Below are 18,443 nucleotides of genomic sequence, written 5' to 3'. Positions count from 1 at the left end.
CCCGACGGCATCGGACAGAAGGATCCACGATGACCACCGCCGCCACGACCGCGCGACGTCCCGGGCGGACCCGCGCGCAGCGCGCGCACGCCATCCAGGGATGGCTGTACGCCTCGCCCACCGCCCTCTTCGTCGGCGTTCTCTTCGTCGTCCCGCTCGTCCTCGTCGTGGCCATGTCGCTCGGCGACTGGCCGCTGCTCGCGGGCTTCCAGGGCTGGAACTTCCCCGACAACTACGTCGCCGCCGTCGACCACCGCCTGTTCTGGGAGGCCATCCGCTTCACGGTGATCTACACGATCGCCGCGACGGTCCTCCTCATCGGCCTCGGCCTCGGGCTGGCCTTGCTCGTCCAGGAGTCGTCGCGATGGCGGTCGTTCCTGCGCACCGCCTTCCTCGTGCCGAGCGCCCTCGGCCTCGCCTCGGCGTCGCTCCTCTTCTATGTCCTGTACTCGCCGATCGCGGGTCCGTTCGCGGAGTGGATGGAGTCATCCGGCTTCACGATCCTCGGGACGCCTGGCGGCGCGCTCTGGGCGACGGTCTTCCTCATCGTGTGGCGCTTCACGGGGTTCTACATGTTGCTCATGCTCGTCGGCCTCCAGGCGATCCCGGGCGAGGTGTACGAGGCGGCGCGCATCGACGGGGCCTCGAAGCTGCAGACCTTCCTGCACGTCACGATGCCCCTCATGCGGCCCACCTTCGCGCTCACGATCGTCATGTGCGTCACGGGCTCGCTGCTCGCGTTCGAGCAGTTCTACATCCTCACCAAGGGCGGTCCTGACAACTCCACGATGACCGTCGTGCAGCTCATGTACTCCATGGCCTTCCAGGGGCAGAACGACCTCGGGATCGCGGGGGCGCTGTCGGTCATCGTGCTCATCGCCCTCGTCGTCATCAACGTCTTCCAGCTGCGGGTGCTCCGCGGCGGAGAGGAGAGCTGACATGACCGCGCTCGCTCCGACCGAGACCGAGGTCATCGTCACGGAGGGCCGCGGCGCGTCGCGCGCGCCGCGGCAGGGCGGATGGCGCCGGCTGCTCGCGAGGGCGCCGTTCGGCATCTTCTCGGCCGCGCTCGCGGCCGTCTTCCTCTACCCGCTCGTCTGGGCCGTCGTGTCGTCGTTCGCGCCGCGCGCCGGCACGAGTCAGACGGAAGGGTGGGGTCTCGGGAACTACGCGACGCTCGCCGAGTTCCAGGCGGGCATCTGGGTCTACCTCGGCAACTCGCTCGTCGTGTCGGGCCTCACCGTGATCCTCACGCTCGTGATCTCGTTCCTCGGCGGATACGCATTCGCCCGGTTCTCGTTTCCGGGGAAGACCGCGCTGTTCCTCACGACCCTGGCCATCCTCATGGTCCCGTACGCGACCCTCCTCATCCCGCTGTACGTGATCCTCAACGGCCTCGGCCTCGGCAACACGACCGTGGGCGTCGCCCTCGTGCTCACGATGTTCCAGCTGCCGTTCTCCACGTTCATGATGCGGATCTCGTTCGAGTCGATCCCGCGCGAGCTCGACGAGGCCGCCCTCGTCGACGGCTGCAACAGCTTCTCGGCGCTGTGGCGCGTGCTGCTGCCCGCGACCAAGCCGGGGCTCATCACGGTGGGGCTGTTCGCCTTCCTCACCGCGTGGAACGACTTCATCGCGCCCCTCATCCTCATCAGCGACACGAATCGGATGACGCTGCCGCTCGCGGTCGCGAACCTGCGCGGCCAGACGATGGGCGTGATCGACTACGGCGCCACGCTCGCCGGGGTCGCGGTCCTCGCGCTGCCCTGCGTGCTCCTGTTCCTCGTTCTCCAGCGTCACTACGTGCAGGGCTTCATGTCCGGCGCCTTCAAGGGATGATCATGACACTCACCACATCGCACCGCGCGACCGCGGCGGCTGCCGCTCCTGTCCTGCCGAGCTCGGGCGCGCTGCGTCCCCTGGGGATCGAGGAGGTCGCGATCACGGGAGGGTTCTGGGGCGCTCGGCAGCGCGTGAACCGGCGCGCGACCCTCGCGCACATCGGCACGTGGCTCGAGCGCGAGGGCTGGATCCGCAACTTCGAGCTCGCCGTCGCCGGTGGGCTGCCCGAGGGCCGCCGTGGTCGCGAGTTCTCCGATTCCGAGGTCTACAAGTACCTCGAGGCGCTCGCGTGGGAGATCGGACGTGCCCCCGATGACGAGCTCGAGCGCGCGTTCCGCGACATCGTCTCGCTCGTGGGCGCGGCGCAGGAGCCCGATGGATACCTGAACACGCGGTTCGGCCGCCCCGGTCAGGGCCCGAGGTGGTCCGACCTCGAATGGGGGCACGAGCTCTACTGCCTCGGGCACCTCTTCCAGGCTGCGGTCGCGCGGGCTCGCACGAAGCCCGGCGCCGACGACGGGCTCCTCGAGATCGCCACACGCGCCGCCGACCTCGTCTGCGAGGTGTTCGGCGAGGACGGCATCCCGTCGATGTGCGGGCACGCGGAGATCGAGATGGGACTGGTCGAGCTCGGTCGCGTCACGGGCGAGCCCCGCTACATCGCGCAGGCGAAGCTCTTCATCGACCGGCACGGCACGGGGGTGCTCGCGGACATCGAGTTCGGCCGCTCGTACTTCCAGGACGACATCCCCATCCGCGAGGCCGACGTCCTCCGCGGCCACGCCGTGCGCGCGAACTACCTCTCGTCGGGGGCTCTCGACGTCGCGGTCGAGACGGTCGACGGCGAGCTGTCCTCGGCGCTCGTGCGGCAGTGGGACAACACGGTCGCCCGCCGCACGTACATCACCGGCGGGCAGGGCGCCCACCACCAGGACGAGGCGTTCGGCGCCGACTTCGAGCTGCCGCCCGACCGCGCCTACTCCGAGACCTGCGCGGGCATCGCATCAATCCAGTTCAGCTGGCGCCTGCTGCTCGAGTGCGGGGAGGCGAAGTACGCCGACCTCATCGAGCGCACGCTGTACAACGTCGTCGCGACGTCGCCCTCGTCCGCTGGCACGGCGTTCTACTACGCGAACACGTTGCACCAGCGCACGCCGGGAGAGGTCGCCGACCCGGATGCGCCGTCCGCGCGTGCGGAGTCGTCGCTGCGCGCGCCGTGGTTCGAGGTGTCGTGCTGCCCGCCCAACGTCGCCCGCACCCTCGCCAGCCTCGCCGCGTACGTCGCGACCGTCGACGAGGAGGGGCTCCAGATCCACCAGTACGCGCCCGCCACGATCTCAACCGCGGTCGCCGGGCACGACGTCGCACTGCACGTGGAGACGGACTACCCCGCGGCCGGCGACATACGCGTCACCGTGGACGCCGCCGCGGACGCGGAGTGGACGCTCTCGCTCCGCGTGCCCAGCTGGGCGGTCGGAGCAGCGCTTGAGGTCCGTTCGGCGGACGGCGGGGTCCAGACGCTCGCGGCGGAACCCGGGTACGCGACCGTGCGTCGCGCGTTCTCCGCGGGCGATGTCGTGACGCTGCGCCTCCCTGTCGCCCCGCGGCTCACGCGGCCGGACGCGCGCATCGACGCGATCCGGGGCGCGGTGGCGGTGGAGCGCGGCCCCGAGGTGCTGGCGCTCGAATCGGTCGACCTCCCCGAGGGGATCGGCGTCGATGTCGTGGCGATCGATCCCGACGCGCCCCTGCGCGAAGAGGACGGACGCGTCGTCGCGCGCCTGGCCATCCGACGCCCCGTCGACCTCCCGTGGCCGTTCGGAGACCCCGAGGTCGCAGACGAAGAGCAGATCGTCAACGTGCCGCTCATCCCGTATCACGAGTGGGCCGAGCGGGGCCCCTCCACGATGCGCATCTGGATCCCCGAGCGCCGCGCGGGGGCCTGACCCCGCCGCCCCTCCACCCACTTCGATCCTGCATGTCTCACTCTCCGCGGTTCTGGCGGGCGCGAACCCGCCGAGAGTGAGACATGCAGAGTCGCGGACGCCGAGTCGCGGGGAGAGCGGAGGGGCGGGGCTTGTTCCCGCTCACAGGCCGCCGCGATCGCTAGGCTGAGGGGGCCGCGCGCCGTCGCGCGCGGCCCCCGTCCCCGCTCCCGGCGACGGCGAGACCGATGGAGGACTCCGGTGGCGAACACGAGCGCGGACAAGCCGAACATCCGGCAGGTCGCCCAGCTCGCCGGCGTCTCGCACATGACGGTCTCGCGCGTCCTCAACGACTACCCGTACATCAAGGAGGCCACGCGCCGCCGCGTGCTCGAGGTCATCGAGGAGCTCGACTACCGCCCCAACATGGCGGCGCGCGCCCTCGCGACGCAGCGCAGCCAGCGGATCGGCGTGCTCGTGGAGAGCGCGGTCGAGTTCGGCCCGACGAGCACACTCCGCGCCGTCGAGTCGGCCGCGCGGCTCGCCGGATACTCCGTGAGCGCGATCGCCCTGCGCGGCGGCGACGAGATCACGCCGCAGGAGGCCGTCGACAACCTCACGACCCAGGGGATCGACGCCCTGTGCGTCGTCGCCCCGCGCTCGTCGTCGATCGCCGCCCTCCGCAAGATCTCGATCGGCGTCCCGGTGCTCGTCGTCAAGCCCGACAAGGACCCGGCGTTCCTCACCGTCTCGGTCGACCAGCAGGAGGGCACGACCCTCGCGGTCGACCACCTCGTCTCGCTCGGGCACCGCGACATCCTGCACCTCGCCGGGCCGCTCGACTGGCTCGACGCCCGCGCACGCGAGCGCGCGTTCCACGCACGCGCGAAGGCGTGGGGCATCCGGGAGCGCCCGATCGTCGTCGGCGACTGGACGGCCGACTTCGCCTACGACTTCGCCAAGGGCATCCGCGAGCTGCCCGACTACACCGCGATCTTCGCGGGCAACGACGACATGGCGGTGGGGCTCATCCACGGGCTCGCCGACCGCGGATTCTCCGTGCCAGACGACCTCAGCGTCGTCGGCTTCGACGACGTGCCGCTCTCGGCGCACGTGCTGCCGCCGCTCACGACCATCCGGCAGAACTTCCACGCGCTCGGCGTCTCCGCGGTCGACATGCTGCGCGCGGCGATCGAGAAGCGCGAGATCCCTCGCGTGACGCGCATCCCCGCCGAGCTCCTCGTGCGCTCCTCCACGGCCGCGCCGCGGGAGGGGCGATGACCGCGCGTCAGCCCGTCGTGGAGATGACGGGGATCTGCGTCGAGTTCGCGGGGGTCCGCGTCCTCGACGACGTGGACCTCACGCTGCGCCCGGGCGAGGTGCACGCGCTCATGGGCGAGAACGGCGCCGGCAAGTCCACGCTCATCGGCGCGCTCACCGGAACCGTGCCCATCCGCTCGGGCGAGGTGCGCATCGACGGAGACGAGAGCGTCCCCGTGGGCGTCGCGCGCAGCCGCGCGCAGGGCATCGCGACCGTGTTCCAGGAGACGCGTCTCAGTCCGCACCTCACGGTCGCCGAGAACGTCATGCTCGGCAACGAGATCCGAGGCCGCCTCGGCATCGACTGGAAGGCCAACCGCGCCCGCACCCAGGAGGTGCTCGCGCGGCTCGGCCTCGACGACGTCGACCCCCGCGCGCCGCTCACGGCACTGTCGCCCGCGGTCAAGCAGCTCGTCGCCGTCGCGCGAGCCCTCGTGCTCGAGCCGCGCGTCCTCATCCTCGACGAGCCGACCGCGAGCCTCGACGCGGCCGAGGTCCGCACGCTCCTCCGGGTCGTGCGGGGTCTGCGCGACCGCGGCGTCGCCATCCTCTTCGTCTCGCACTTCCTCGAGCACGTCTTCGCGATCGCCGACCGGATGACCGTGCTGCGCGGCGGGCGCGTGGTGGGGGAGTACGCCGCCGACGATCTCGACCGGGCCGACCTCATCTCGAAGATGATCGGCGAGGACATCGAGGCGCTCAAGGCGCTGCGCTCGGAGCGCCTGTCGCACCACTACGCAGCCTCGGGGGAGCCGACCCTGTCGGCCTCAGCGCTCGGCCGACGCGGCACGCTCGAGCCGACCGATCTCGAGCTCTCCCGTGGCGAGGTGGTCGGCTTCGCCGGGCTGCGCGGCTCGGGGCGGACCGAGCTCGCGCGCCTCATGGCGGGCGCCGAGCGCGCCGACAGCGGAGAGCTCTGGGTCGACGGACGGCGGGTGCAGCTGAGCAGCCCGGGCGCCGCGCTCCACCACCGCATCGCCCTCTCCACGGAGAACCTCCGCGACGAGGGGATCATCGGCGGGCTCACCGCGCGCGAGAACATCGTGCTCGCTCTGCAGGCGCTGCGCGGATGGTCGCGGCCGCTGTCGCGCGGCGAGCAGGACGCGCTCATCGAGACGTACCTCGAGGCCCTGCGCCTGTTGCCGTCCGACATCGACCGGCCCGTCGAGGAGCTCTCGGGCGGCACGCAGCAGAAGATCATGCTCGCGCGCCTCCTCGCGACGCGCCCGCACGTGCTCATCCTCGACGAGCCCACGCGCGGCATCGACATCGGCGCGAAGCTCGACATCCAGCGCAAGGTCGCTCAGCTCGCGGGGGAGGGCGTCGCGGTCGTCTTCATCTCGTCGCAGCTCGAGGAGGTCGTGCGCCTGAGCGATCGCATCGTCGTGCTCAAGGACCGCGAGAAGATCGGCGAGCTCAGCAACGGCCCCGGCGTGACGGTCGACACGATCGTCGAGATGATCGCCGCCGACCTCGACGGGGACCTCGGGGACTGATCCCATCACGATCCGATCTCGCCCTTGCACGGAACAAATTGTTCCCGGTAACATCTCGAGCACGGCGCACCACGCGTCACTGCAATCGGCAGCGGATCCACGACGGATCCGGATCGCCGGGCGGCCCTGCGCCCGGTGTCTCGAGGAGGAGAACCATGTCTGCACACAAGCGCGTCTTCCAGGTGCTCGGTCTCGCGACCGTCGGCGCCCTGTCGCTCGGTCTCGCTGCCTGCTCGGGCGGGGCGGCCGGCGACGACGACGTCACCACGATCGGCTTCGTCGCGGTCGGGCCCGAGGGTGCCTGGCGCGAGGCGAACGAGCAGAACATCCAGGACACGTTCACGGAGGAGGCGGGCTACGAGCTCAAGTACGCGCCCGCGACGAACCTCGACCAGAAGTCGCAGATCGACGCGTTCACGTCGTTCGTCGACGAGGGCGTCGACGTGATCCTGCTGTCGGCCACCGAGGCCACCGGCTGGGAGGACTCGCTCAAGCGGGCCCAGGAGGCGGAGATCCCCGTCGTGCTGCTCGACCGCGGCATCGAGCCCGACGACACGAGCCTCTACGTCACGCGCATCGCGCCCGACAACATCGAGGTCTCCACGGCGGTCGCCGAGTGGGCGGTGTCGGCCTTCCCCGACGGCGCGAACTACTTCGTGCTCGAGGGCCCGGCAGGCGTCTCCGTCGTGAACGAGCGCAACGAGGGCTTCGACGCCGTCGTCGGCGCCGAGTCGAGCTTCACGAAGATCGGCGCGCAGACGGCGAACTGGTCGACCGAGGAGGCCAAGGGCGTCGTCGAGACCGTCCTGAAGTCCAACGACAACGACGTGCAGTTCATCTTCGCGCAGAACGACGAGATGGGCCTCGGCGCCGTCCAGGCCGTCGAGGAGGCGGGCCTCGCGCCGGGTGAGGACGTCAAGATCGCCACGATCGACGGCACGCAGGGCGCCCTCGAGGCCCTCGCGGCCGGCGACCTCAGCTTCGTCGCCGAGTACAACCCGCTGTTCGGCGAGACCGCCCTCGACGTCGTCGAGAAGGTGCTCGCGGGCGAGGACGTCGAGCCGAGCATCGTCGTCCCGAGCGAGACCTTCGACTCGCCCGAGGCCGCCGAGACCGCGCTGCCCGACCGCAAGTACTGATCGGGCACGCGCCCGACGTGCGGGGCCCTCGCGGGCCCCGCACGCTCAGACCACCCGCGGCACGCTCGCGGCGACAGATGTGGAGCATGCGATGACGCAATCGCGTCCGATCGTCGAGATGGAGGGCATCTCGATATCGTTCCCCGGCGTGAAGGCCCTCGACGAGGTGAGCTTCCGGCTCTTCCCCGGCGAGGTGCACACGCTCATGGGCGAGAACGGGGCCGGGAAGTCGACCCTCATCAAGGCGCTCACGGGCGTCTACCGGATCGACGAGGGCGAGATCCGCATCGCGGGCGAGCCGCGGCGGCTGACCGGCACGGCCGACGCGCAGAGCGCGGGCATCTCGACCGTGTACCAGGAGGTCAACCTCTGCGCGAACCTCACGATCGGCGAGAACGTCATGCTCGGCCACGAGGTGAAGGGCCCGCTCGGGATCAACTGGCGCGCGACGCACCGCCGTGCCGGGGAGACGCTCGAGAAGCTCGGGCTCGGCCACCTCGACCCCAAGCAGTCGCTCGCGACCCTGCCCCTGGCCATCCAGCAGCTCGTCGCGATCAGCCGGTCGATGGTCGCGCAGTGCAAGGTGCTCATCCTCGACGAGCCGACCTCGAGCCTCGACGCGAACGAGGTCGAGCAGCTCTTCGCGGTCATCCGCCGCCTGCGCGACCAGGGCGTCGCCATCCTGTTCGTCTCGCACTTCCTCGACCAGGTCTACGCGATCAGCGACCGCCTCACGGTGCTGCGCAACGGCCGGTTCGAGGGCGAGTTCCGCACGCGCGAGATCGACCGCGCGACCCTCATCTCCACCATGATCGGCAAGGACGCCCAGACGCTGGCGTCGCTCGATGCCAAGCCCGCACGGCGTGTGCGCGGCGACGCGCTGTACTCGGCCAAGGGGATCAGCCGCAAGGGCGCGATCGAGGAGGTGGACCTCGACCTGCACCGCGGAGAGGTCGTCGGGTTCGCCGGCCTCCTCGGATCAGGGCGCACGGAGCTCGCGCGCCTCGTCTTCGGCGCCGACCGCCCCGACACGGGCGAGGTCGCGCTCCGGGGGAAGAAGGCCGACATCTCGACGCCGGCGAAGGCGCTCGCCGAGCGCATCGCGTTCTCGAGCGAGAACCGCCGCGACGAGGGCATCATCCGCGACCTCAGCGTCCGGGAGAACCTCATCCTCGCCGTCCAGGCCAAGCGCGGCTGGGCGCGCCCGCTGCCGCGCCGCGAGCAGGATGAGCTCGTGAGGAAGTACATCTCGGCCCTCGGCGTCCGCCCGACCGATCCCGAGCGGCCGATCCGCCTGCTCTCGGGCGGCAACCAGCAGAAGGTCCTGCTGGGCCGGTGGCTCGCGACCGAGCCCGAGATCCTCATCCTCGACGAGCCGACGCGCGGCATCGACGTCGGCGCCAAGGCCGAGATCCAGGAGTACGTCGCCGCTCTCGCCGACGAGGGGCTGTCGGTCGTCTTCATCTCGTCGGAGCTCGAGGAGGTCGTCCGGCAGAGCGACCGCATCGTCGTCCTCAAGGACCACCGCAAGATCGCCGAGATCGACGGCGGCCCCGGCGTCTCCGCCGATTCCATCGTCACGATCATCGCCGAGGACGGCCTCGACGGTGCAGACGCGGATGGCGCCATCCGCGAGGAGGTCGCATCATGAGCGAGAGCGCAGCCCGCTCCCGAGAGGTCCTGAGGGGACTGCTCAAGAGCCAGTACGTGTGGGGCGTCGTCGCCATCGTGCTCCTGCTCGCCGTCAACCTGGCGAAGGACCCCGGCTATCTCGCCGTCACGGTCGGCTCGTCGGGCCACCTCGTGGGCAACGTCATCGACATCCTGCGGGCCGCCGCGCCGATCATGATGATCGCGATCGGCATGTGCCTCGTCGTCGCGACAGGCGGCATCGACCTCTCGGTGGGATCCGTGATGGTCGTCGCCGGCGCCGTGTCGATGGAGTTCCTCAGCGCGGCACCCGACACGCTCGGCTCGGCGTTCGCCGCGCTCGGTCTCGTGGTCGTCGTGAGCGCGGCGCTCGGCGCCGTGAACGGCGTGCTCGTGTCGGTCGTGGGCCTGCAGCCCTTCATCAGCACGCTCGTCATCATGCTCGCGGGGCGCGGTCTCGCGAAGGTCATCACGGGAGGCCAGAACACGACCGCCTCGAACGAGGCGTTCCGGTGGATCGCGAACGGGTATGTGCTCGGCCTGCCCGTCGTGTTCCTGCTCGCGCTGCTCATCGTGATCGCCGTCGGCCTGCTCGTCCGCCGAAGCGCCTTGGGCCTCATGCTCGAGGCGATCGGCATGGACGCCAAGGCCGCGCGCCTGGCCGGCGTCAACCGCCGCGCGCTGCTGTTCACGGTGTACATCGTCGGCGGGGTGCTCGCGGGCATCGCGGGCGTCTTCGCGACGGCGAGCGTGATGACCGTCGACGTGTCGCGCACGGGCTACCAGCTCGAGCTCGACGCGATCCTCGCGGTGGTCATCGGCGGCACGTCGCTCGCGGGCGGCAAGTTCAACGTCACGGGCGCCGTCGTGGGGGCCATCCTCATCGCGACGCTCGACAAGACGGTCGTCTTCCTCGGCATCTCGTCGTCGGCGACCCCGGCCTTCAAGGCCATCGTCATCGTCGCGCTCTGCCTTCTCCAGTCGGAGCGGGTGCGGCGCGTGTTCCGTCAGCGCCGGGCGCGCACAGCCCGCCCGGCCCAGCGAGAGGTCGTCGCGGCATGAGCGCTCTCACCACGCCCCCGGCTCCCGCACCCGCGCAGGAGCCCGGCCGCCTGAGCCCGATCCTCCAGCGGCTGTCCCTCCACCTCGACACGCTCCCGACCGCCGCGGCCGTCGTGATCTTCGTCGGGATGATCATCTACGGCGAGGCCGCGTACGGCCAGATCGTGCAGTTCAACACGCTGTCGAACCTGCTCATCAACAACGCGCACCTCATCATCCTCGCCGTGGGCCTCACGTTCGTGATCCTCACGGGCGGGATCGACCTCTCGGTCGGCGCCGTGATCGCGTTCAGCAGCGTCGCCGGCGTGCTGCTCATCAACGCGGGCTGGGACCCCTGGGTCGCGACCGTGCTCATGATCCTCATCGGCACCGTGTTCGGCGCGATCTCGGGCGTGCTCATCCAGTACTTCCACGTGCAGCCGTTCATCGCGACCCTCGCGATGATGTTCCTCGGCCGCGGTCTCGCGTCGATGCTCAGCACGGTGCCCGAGCGCCTCGCCGACGACTCCGCGCTGCGCACGCTGGGCACGCAGATCAAGGTCGTCGACGGGCCCAAGGTCAACGACATCGTGATCACCCCCGGCGTGCTCATCGCCGTGGTCGTCGTCGCGATCGCGTTCTTCGTGCTGCACCGCACCCGCACCGGGCGCACGGTGTACGCGATCGGCGGCTCGGAGCAGTCCGCCGCGCTCATGGGCCTGCCCGTGGCCGCGACCAAGATGTGGGTCTACGTCATCAGCGGCACGCTGTCGGGGCTCGCCGCCGTCGTCTACACCGCCCGTCTCGGCAGCGCCCAGAACATCACCGGCATCGGGTGGGAGCTCGACGCGATCGCGGCGGCGGTCATCGGCGGCACGCTGCTCACGGGCGGCGCGGGCTTCGTGCTCGGCTCGGCCGTCGGCGCCCTCGTGCTCGGTCTCATGAACGTGCTCATCACGCGCGACGGCGGCATCCCGCCGGAGGCCACGACCATCATCACAGGAGGCATCCTCCTCGTGTTCGTCCTGCTGCAGCGCGCCGTGCTCGCACGGCGTCGCGAGTAGCGCACCGACGCGCCGGCGCCTCATCGACCGATCGAGCGTGAGGCGCCGGCCGCCAACTCCGCCCTCGACGGGCGTTCCCCTGCGCCCCGCGCGCGACCCCCGGCGCCGATGACGACGCCGTTCTCGACGACGAGAGGCACGACCTTGAGAAGAACGCTCCGACCCGCCGCGATCGGCATCGCGGCGGCCCTGACCGTCGGGCTCGCGGCGGCGACGGCTCCGGCCGCTGCCGAGGACGCCGCGCCCCTTCTGCACTACGCGTTCGACGCGGCGCCCGCGGACGGCGTCACGATCGACGACCTCAGCGGCAACGGCAATCACGGCGTCCTGCGGCAGTCCGGCGCGGCCTTCGCCGACGGTGTGCTGTCGCTCCCGGGCGGGTCGGCCACGAGCTCAGCGGCCTACGTCGAGCTGCCGACAGACGACCTCGTCGGCCGCAAGGACCTCACCGTGTCGATGTGGGCCGCGCACCGCTCGGGGCCGGGGAACCTCGCCGCGGCGTTCATCGGCGCGCCCGTCGCGAGCGGCGCGTCGTACTCGAGCGGATACTGGCTCCTCAACCCGTCGAATCCGAGCGGCTACGTGAAGTCGGTCGTCACGAACACGGTCAGCGCGTCGGCGCCGTGGGGCACCGAGGTCGGCGCCGGCGCCACCGGCACGCCGACCGCGGGGGTGCGCACGCCCGCCGGGATGGCGCTCTACACGACCGTGATCGACGGGACGAACGGGCGGCTCACCCTCTACGTGAACGGCGAGAAGGCCGCCGAGCACGCCATCGCGCGCGACGTCGCGAGCTTCGGCAGCAGCCTCGTCGCCTACCTCGGCCGCTCCACCTACCGCGACCCCTTCTTCGCGGGAGACATCGACGATCTCGCGGTGTACGGCGAGGCGCTCGACCCGGTCGAGGCCGCCGCGCTCTACAGCGACGGCGCCCTCGATCGCGCGGTGGCGTCGGTCGATGTGCCCGCGACCGCGGAGGCCGACTTCGCGCTGCCGACGACCGCGTACGGCACGTCGATCGCGTGGAGCTCGGATGACCCCGCGATCGCGATCTCAGGCGGATCGGCGACCGTGGTGCGCCCCGCCCCGGGCGCGGGCGACGCGGCCGTGACCCTGACCGCCGTGTTCACCGCGGGAGAGCAGACGCGTACGGCGACGTTCGCCGTGACGGTCCCGGAGGACCTCACCGACGCGGAGAAGGCGGATGGCGACCTCGCGGCGATCGAGATCGCGAACGCCGCAGACGTGCGGACGAACGTCTCCGTGCCCACGACCGGCGCGCACGGCTCGGCGATCAGCTGGACGGTGCCCGAGGGCGCTCCGGTCTCGCTGCGCGACGGCGCGGCCGAGGGCACGCAGACCCTCGTCGTGGAGCGGCCCGCGGCCGGCGAGGAGGCGGTCGACGTCATCCTGACGGCGACAGCCCGCGTCGGCGACGCGACGCGAACCCGCGAGATCGCCCTGGCCATCCAGCCCCTGCCATCCGACACGGCAGGTGAGGAGGCGTACGTCTGGGCCTTCTTCACGGGCGAGGGCGACGGCGCCGAGCGCGTGAGCCTCGCCGCCTCGCGCGGCAACGACGCCCTCCGTTGGAACACGCTCAACGACGGGCAGCCTCTCTTCACGTCGACGCAGGGCACGCAGGGCCTGCGCGACCCGTTCATCATCCGCTCGGCAGAGGGCGACCGCTTCTACATGCTCGCCACCGACCTCAAGGTCGCAGGCCTGGCCGGCGGCTTCGACGCGGCCCAGCGCACGGGCTCGCTGCACATGGAGGTCTGGGAGTCGAACGACCTCGTGCACTGGTCGGAGCAGCGCCATATCAAGGTGTCGAGCGACTTCGCGGGGAACACCTGGGCGCCCGAGGCGTACTGGGACGAGGAGCTCGACACGTACGTCGTGTACTGGGCCTCGAACCTCTACGACACGACGGATCCCGCCGACCGGACGGCCGTGACGTACAACCGCATGATGTACGCGACGACCGACGACTTCGTCACGTTCTCCGAGGCGCGGCCGTGGGTCGACGTGAAGCGCGGCACCGGCCGCGGGACGATCGACGCGACGATCGCCCGGGTCGACGGCACGTACTACCGGTTCCTCAAGGACGAGGCGTCCATGACGATCCGCCAGGAGCGCTCGACGGACCTGCTCGCGACCGTCTCGGGCACCCTGCCGGATGGCGAGGGCGCGGCCGACGAGTGGACGCTCGTGAAGGACCAGGTCGCGACCGGGCTGCCGAACGGCGAGCCCGGCGGCACCTTCACCCAGGGCGAGGGGCCGAGCATCTTCCCGGCGAACGACGGCGACGTGAACGGGTACGAGTGGTACCTGTTCATCGACCAGCCGTCGTACCACGCGGGGCCGAACTACTACATCCCGTTCGCGACCGACGACATCGCCGACGGCGATGCGTGGCAGCCCGTCGGCGCCACGCTGCGGGAGAACCTGCCGCAGAACGCCGACGGCGGCAAGCCGCGGCACGGCACGGTGCTGCCCGTGACCCGCGAGGAGTACGAGACGGTGCTCGAGGCGTTCGCGCCCGACCTCGCGGTGGCCGAGGCCGACGCGATCGCCGTGACGACGCCCGCGGGAACGGCGCCGACGCTGCCCGGTGCGCACCTGACGATGGCGGATGGCTCAGAGCAGGATGTCGCGGTCGTCTGGGACGCGGTCGACCCGGCCGCATACGCGCAGCCCGGCACGTTCACCGTGCGGGGCGTCGCGCAGGACGCATCCCGCGCACCCGTGGAGGCGACCGTCACGGTGACGGCGCCGCTCGAGGTCTCGGCGTCGACGCGCTGCGTCGGCGGGAAGGCGACCGTCGTCGTGAAGGCGACGAACGTCGGAGCCGCGGCGGTCGACGTCGCCCTGTCGTCGAGCTTCGGAGCGAAGACCCTCGCGGCGCTGCAGCCCGACGCGAGCGGGTCGGTCGCCTTCCCGACGCGCGCCGCGGCCACCCCCGCCGGCGTCGTCACCGCGGCGGCCGGCGGCGCCGAGCTCGACGCGCCCTACGCCGCCGTCACCTGCGGCTGACCCCGGTCGCTGACGCACGGCCGCGTCGGCTGACCCCGGCCGCGTCGGCTGACGCACGGGTCAGCATGTCTCACTCGCCGCGGGAAAGACGCCCCCTTTCCCGCGGCGAGTGAGACATCGGGGACTGGCCACCCGAGATCCCGGACTGGCCACCCCCGACCCCGGACTCGCCACCCGACCCCACCCCCCCCGAAACCGGGCCACCCGGCCGATGCCCGGCGGCTTCAACCACCGCCGCCGCAGCCGCGGCGATTTACAACGATGGAGAGTGCAATGAAGCAGACCTTCCGACGACGAGCGGCGACGGCCATGGCCGTCGGCGCGATGATCCTGGGGACGGGGGCGACCGCGGCGTTCGCCGACGCTCCGTCCGACGGGCTCCTCGCCCAGTACGCCTTCGGGCAGACGACGGGGTCGGAGGTGTCGAACACGGCGCCCGGCTCGCCGTTCGGAGCCGCGATCGTGCGCAACGTGCAGGACGCTGACTGGGCCGGCGACGCCCTGACGCTGCGCGGAGGGGCGAAGGATGGGCCGGGCAACTGGGTCGAGCTGCCCGACGACCTGCTGAAGGGCGAGACCTCCGCGACGGTCATCGCGGAGGTGAAGGCGTCGGAGGCGATGCTCGGCGGCTTCCACTTTCTCTGGAACATCGGCAACGAGTCCTCGGCGACCGAGTACTTCTTCGCGTCGCTGAACTGCGGCTCGGGGCGCTCGCCGCTCGTCGGCCTCAAGGCCGCCGGGGCCGAGAGGCTCGTGCAGTCGGGCTCATGCGGCGTCACGGCCGACCGGTGGGTCAACGTCGCCTCGGTCGTCGACGCCGACGGCACGGGGCGCCTCTATCTCGACGGCGCGCTCGTGGCAGAGGGCGCGCTCGGCGCGACCCCGGCCGACATCGTCGACCAGTCGCTCAACACGATCGGCCGCGCGCCGTGGCCTGACCCGCTCTTCCAGGGCGCGCTGTCGTCGTTCCGCGTGTACGACCGCGCCCTCACTGCGGCGGAGGTGGCCGACGTGTCGGCCGCTGACGCGCTCGTCCACGCGGACGAGCTGCGCGCGGAGGCGCAGGGAATCCTGGATGGCCTGGGCCTGTCCGATCTCGAGACGAGCGACGACATCGACCTGCCGACCGCGGGCGGCCAGGTGACGTGGACGTCGAGCGATCCCGCGATCGTGGCTCCCGACGGCGCCGTCACCCCGCCGCTCCAGGGAGAGTCGGCGGTCGAGGTCACGCTCACGGCCACGGTCGAGATCCGCGGTGCGAGCGCGAGCACCTCGATCGCGGTGACCGTGCTGCCCTCCGACGAGACCCCCGCGCAGCGCATCGAGCGGCTCGCGCAGCGGTTCGTCATCCCCTCGGTCGTCGCGTCCGGCACGGCCCTTCCTGCCGCACCCGAGGGCGTCGACATCGCGGTGACCGCGGTCAGCGAGGGCCTCACGGTCCACGAAGCGATCTCGACCGACGCCGACGAGCCGGTCGACGGGGAGATCTCGGTGACCGCGACCGACGCGGCAACGGGCGCCAGCGCCACGCGCACGTACGCGGTGCGCGTGCTCCCGGCCGATGCGTCGACGCCGCTGCTCGCCTACGACCGTCTGCCGACGACGGCCGCCGAGGCCAACAACGCCGACATCGCGCTGAGCATGCACCTCGCACTCGGACAGGATGGCGGATGGGCGCCGCTCAACGAGAACTACGGCGTCTTCTTCGCCAAGACCGCGCAGACTCCCGGGCCGAACGGCACGACCGAGGCCATCCTGCGGAGCCTGAGGAGCCCGCACCTGTTCTATCTCGAGGACGGCTCGTTCGGCATCGTGGCGACGCGGACGGCGCGCGGCGGCGGATCCGACGGCACGCAGAGCGGGCGCATGCTCTTCGCGCGCAGCACCGACCTCCTGTCCTACCAGGAGGTCGGCCTCGTCGACCTCGGCGTGACGAGCGGCGTGAACGATCCGGCCGTGGTGTGGGACTCCGCGACGCGGCGGTACGTCGTCTCCTGGACCTCGGACGGCGGCGCGGCGATGCACACGACCTTCGCCGACCTCGCCGACGCCGCGACGCGCGGTCCGGTCGAACGCGGGGCCGTGTCGGCGACGGCCGGCGAGTCCGAGACCGGCGTCGAGGACTACGCGAGCGGCAACGCGATCGCGGTGACGGATGATGTCGCGAGCGCTCTGCAGGTGCGCTTCGGTCGGATCGCGAACACGACCGTCGCGCCCCTCGACGGCGTCGACGTCGCCGCAGGCGCTCCTCTCGAAGCGTCGGCGCTCCCGCCGCGCGCCGAGCTCGCCTACGACGACGGATCGACCGCGACGCGCGCGATCGACTGGGATCCTGCCTCTCTCGCCGCCGTGGACACCTCGACGCCCGGCACGTACGAGGTGACCGGGACGATCGCGCAGCAGGCCTATCCGACGCCTTTCGCGGACGAGCGCGCCGATCCATCCGTCTTCCGCTACGAGTGGAACGGCCAGACGAAGTTCCTCATGATCGCCACGGAAGACCTCCACATGAATCCGATCGATCCCGCGAACGGCCCGCACATGCCGTTCCGGATCGCCGACACGATCGAGGATCTCTCGGATGAGGCCATCCGCTCGGGGCGCAACACCGAGGTCGGTCTGCTGCGCGACGGCGACGTCGACGCATACGGCAAGGCGATGACGGGGTGCTTCTGGGCTCCTGAGTTCCACGTCATCGACGGCACGCTGTCGATCCTCTTCATGCCCTGCTACGACGGCGCGAACGGGCGCCCCGACATGTGGACGGGCCGCTCCTCGATCATCCAGCTGAAGAAGGACGCGCAGGGGAACGACCTCGATCCGGCGGTCCCGGCGAACTGGACGAAGGCCGAGCACGTCGTGCGCGCGGACGGGACGGCGCTCAACGCCGCCCAGGGCATCTCGCTCGACATGACGTACGTCGAGGACTCGGGGCAGTCGTACTACGTGTGGCAGATGCTCGGCTCCGTCTTCATCGCGACGATGGACCCGTCCGACCCGACGCGGATCACATCGGATCCGGTGCGGATCGTCGTGCCGGAGTACGCATGGGACAACGTCATCGCCGAGGGGCCCAACGTGCTCGCGCACGACGGCACGCTCTTCCTCATCTACTCGGGCTCGACCGTGGGCGACACCTACACCACCGGTCTTGCCACGGCGACGGCGGGGGAGGGGATCGACCTCACCGACCCCGCGGCGTGGACGAAGCTCAACTATCCGATCCAGAAGTCGGGGCCGTTCAACGGCGCGTGGCAGCTGGGGACGGGGCACGGCATGTGGTCGACCGACGAGGACGGCAACCTGCTCTACGTCTTCCACGCGCGGACCGACAACCTCGGCCTCACGGGGCGCGACACGTTCGTGCGCCGGGTGCACTGGGCGTCCGACGGCATGCCCGTGTTCGACCAGGAGGCCGATGAGGAGGTCGCTCCCGCGAACCGTGCGGTGAGCGTCGAGGTGACGGTCGGGGAGCCCGCGCTCGCGCTCGAGGCCGAGGTGGGGGCGCGCTGCGTCGCGGGCCGCGTCGTGCAGACCGTCACCGTGGAGAACGAGGACGACACCGTGCTCACCGCGACGGTGACCTCGCCGTACGGGGTGAAGACGAAGAAGGACCTCGCCCCGGGGGCGCGGGCGTCCGTCTCGTTCACGACGCGTCAGGCGGCGATCCCGGCCGGCTCCGTCGAGGTCGCCGCGGAGGGCGCGGATGGCACCTCCGCCGTCCGCGAGATCGCCTACGAGGCCAGCACCTGCGGCTGAGCCCGCGCCATCCATGTCTCACTCGCCGCGGGATCGGCCCCGCCTTTCCCGCGGCGAGTGAGACACGGTGATCAGGGCAGGGGACCACCTGCCTGCATGTCTCACCCGCGGTGGGTTTGGCGCCGCCTTTCCAACGACGGGTGAGACATGAAGGAGGCCGGACACGAATCC

The 18,443-nt window shown here is 71.2% G+C and carries 11 protein-coding genes; all 11 read left to right on the top strand.

The window, feature by feature from the left end:
* Positions 1–29 precede the first annotated feature (29 nt).
* On the top strand, positions 30–938 hold the full coding sequence (locus tag ACWXWW_RS06090) for a carbohydrate ABC transporter permease (protein ID WP_421075207.1): 909 nt from the start codon (positions 30–32) through the stop codon (positions 936–938).
* A 1-nt stretch (position 939) separates the two neighbouring features.
* Positions 940–1,839 carry a carbohydrate ABC transporter permease gene (locus ACWXWW_RS06085; RefSeq protein WP_271172895.1) on the top strand — a complete coding sequence of 300 codons (900 nt, stop codon included), beginning with the start codon at positions 940–942 and terminating at the stop codon, positions 1,837–1,839.
* 2 nt (positions 1,840–1,841) lie between these two features.
* Positions 1,842–3,788: a glycoside hydrolase family 127 protein gene (locus ACWXWW_RS06080; RefSeq protein WP_455969313.1), complete on the top strand. Its 1,947-nt coding sequence runs from the start codon at positions 1,842–1,844 to the stop codon at positions 3,786–3,788.
* A 240-nt stretch (positions 3,789–4,028) separates the two neighbouring features.
* Complete coding sequence (locus tag ACWXWW_RS06075) at positions 4,029–5,048, top strand: LacI family DNA-binding transcriptional regulator (RefSeq protein WP_282978721.1); 1,020 nt, start codon at positions 4,029–4,031, stop codon at positions 5,046–5,048.
* A complete protein-coding gene (locus ACWXWW_RS06070) occupies positions 5,045–6,583 on the top strand; it encodes a sugar ABC transporter ATP-binding protein (RefSeq protein WP_455969312.1) in 1,539 nt (512 codons plus the stop codon). Before ACWXWW_RS06075 ends, ACWXWW_RS06070 begins: the two co-directional genes overlap by 4 nt.
* 155 nt (positions 6,584–6,738) lie before the next feature.
* Complete coding sequence (locus ACWXWW_RS06065; RefSeq protein WP_455969311.1) at positions 6,739–7,722, top strand: ABC transporter substrate-binding protein; 984 nt, start codon at positions 6,739–6,741, stop codon at positions 7,720–7,722.
* Between the two features lie 91 nt (positions 7,723–7,813).
* The gene (locus ACWXWW_RS06060; RefSeq protein WP_271172881.1) at positions 7,814–9,373 is read left to right on the top strand and encodes a sugar ABC transporter ATP-binding protein; all 1,560 of its coding nucleotides are present in this window, start codon (positions 7,814–7,816) and stop codon (positions 9,371–9,373) included.
* A complete protein-coding gene (locus ACWXWW_RS06055) occupies positions 9,370–10,434 on the top strand; it encodes an ABC transporter permease (RefSeq protein ID WP_455969310.1) in 1,065 nt (354 codons plus the stop codon). Before ACWXWW_RS06060 ends, ACWXWW_RS06055 begins: the two co-directional genes overlap by 4 nt.
* Positions 10,431–11,477: an ABC transporter permease subunit gene (locus ACWXWW_RS06050; protein WP_455969309.1), complete on the top strand. Its 1,047-nt coding sequence runs from the start codon at positions 10,431–10,433 to the stop codon at positions 11,475–11,477. The genes ACWXWW_RS06055 and ACWXWW_RS06050 overlap by 4 nt, the downstream gene beginning before the upstream one ends.
* Positions 11,478–11,621: 144 nt before the next feature.
* Positions 11,622–14,513: an immunoglobulin-like domain-containing protein gene (locus ACWXWW_RS06045; RefSeq protein ID WP_455969308.1), complete on the top strand. Its 2,892-nt coding sequence runs from the start codon at positions 11,622–11,624 to the stop codon at positions 14,511–14,513.
* A gap of 273 nt (positions 14,514–14,786) precedes the next feature.
* Entirely contained in the window at positions 14,787–18,272 is a 3,486-nt protein-coding gene (locus ACWXWW_RS06040) for a family 43 glycosylhydrolase (RefSeq protein WP_455969307.1), read from the top strand.
* The last annotated feature ends 171 nt before the right edge of the window (positions 18,273–18,443 follow it).

It is taken from the genome of Microbacterium sp. KNMS (assembly GCF_053851835.1).
This window is presented reverse-complemented; position numbering and strand designations above follow the sequence as displayed.

Excerpts from the sequence above, each read along its gene's own strand:
- ACWXWW_RS06090 (WP_421075207.1), top strand. The coding sequence starts at position 30 with ATGACCACCGCCGCCACGACCGCGCGACGTCCCGGGCGGACCCGCGCG.
- ACWXWW_RS06085 (WP_271172895.1), top strand. The coding sequence starts at position 940 with ATGACCGCGCTCGCTCCGACCGAGACCGAGGTCATCGTCACGGAGGGC.
- ACWXWW_RS06080 (WP_455969313.1), top strand. The coding sequence starts at position 1,842 with ATGACACTCACCACATCGCACCGCGCGACCGCGGCGGCTGCCGCTCCT.
- ACWXWW_RS06070 (WP_455969312.1), top strand. The coding sequence starts at position 5,045 with ATGACCGCGCGTCAGCCCGTCGTGGAGATGACGGGGATCTGCGTCGAG.
- ACWXWW_RS06065 (WP_455969311.1), top strand. The coding sequence starts at position 6,739 with ATGTCTGCACACAAGCGCGTCTTCCAGGTGCTCGGTCTCGCGACCGTC.
- ACWXWW_RS06060 (WP_271172881.1), top strand. The coding sequence starts at position 7,814 with ATGACGCAATCGCGTCCGATCGTCGAGATGGAGGGCATCTCGATATCG.
- ACWXWW_RS06055 (WP_455969310.1), top strand. The coding sequence starts at position 9,370 with ATGAGCGAGAGCGCAGCCCGCTCCCGAGAGGTCCTGAGGGGACTGCTC.
- ACWXWW_RS06050 (WP_455969309.1), top strand. The coding sequence starts at position 10,431 with ATGAGCGCTCTCACCACGCCCCCGGCTCCCGCACCCGCGCAGGAGCCC.
- ACWXWW_RS06040 (WP_455969307.1), top strand. The coding sequence starts at position 14,787 with ATGAAGCAGACCTTCCGACGACGAGCGGCGACGGCCATGGCCGTCGGC.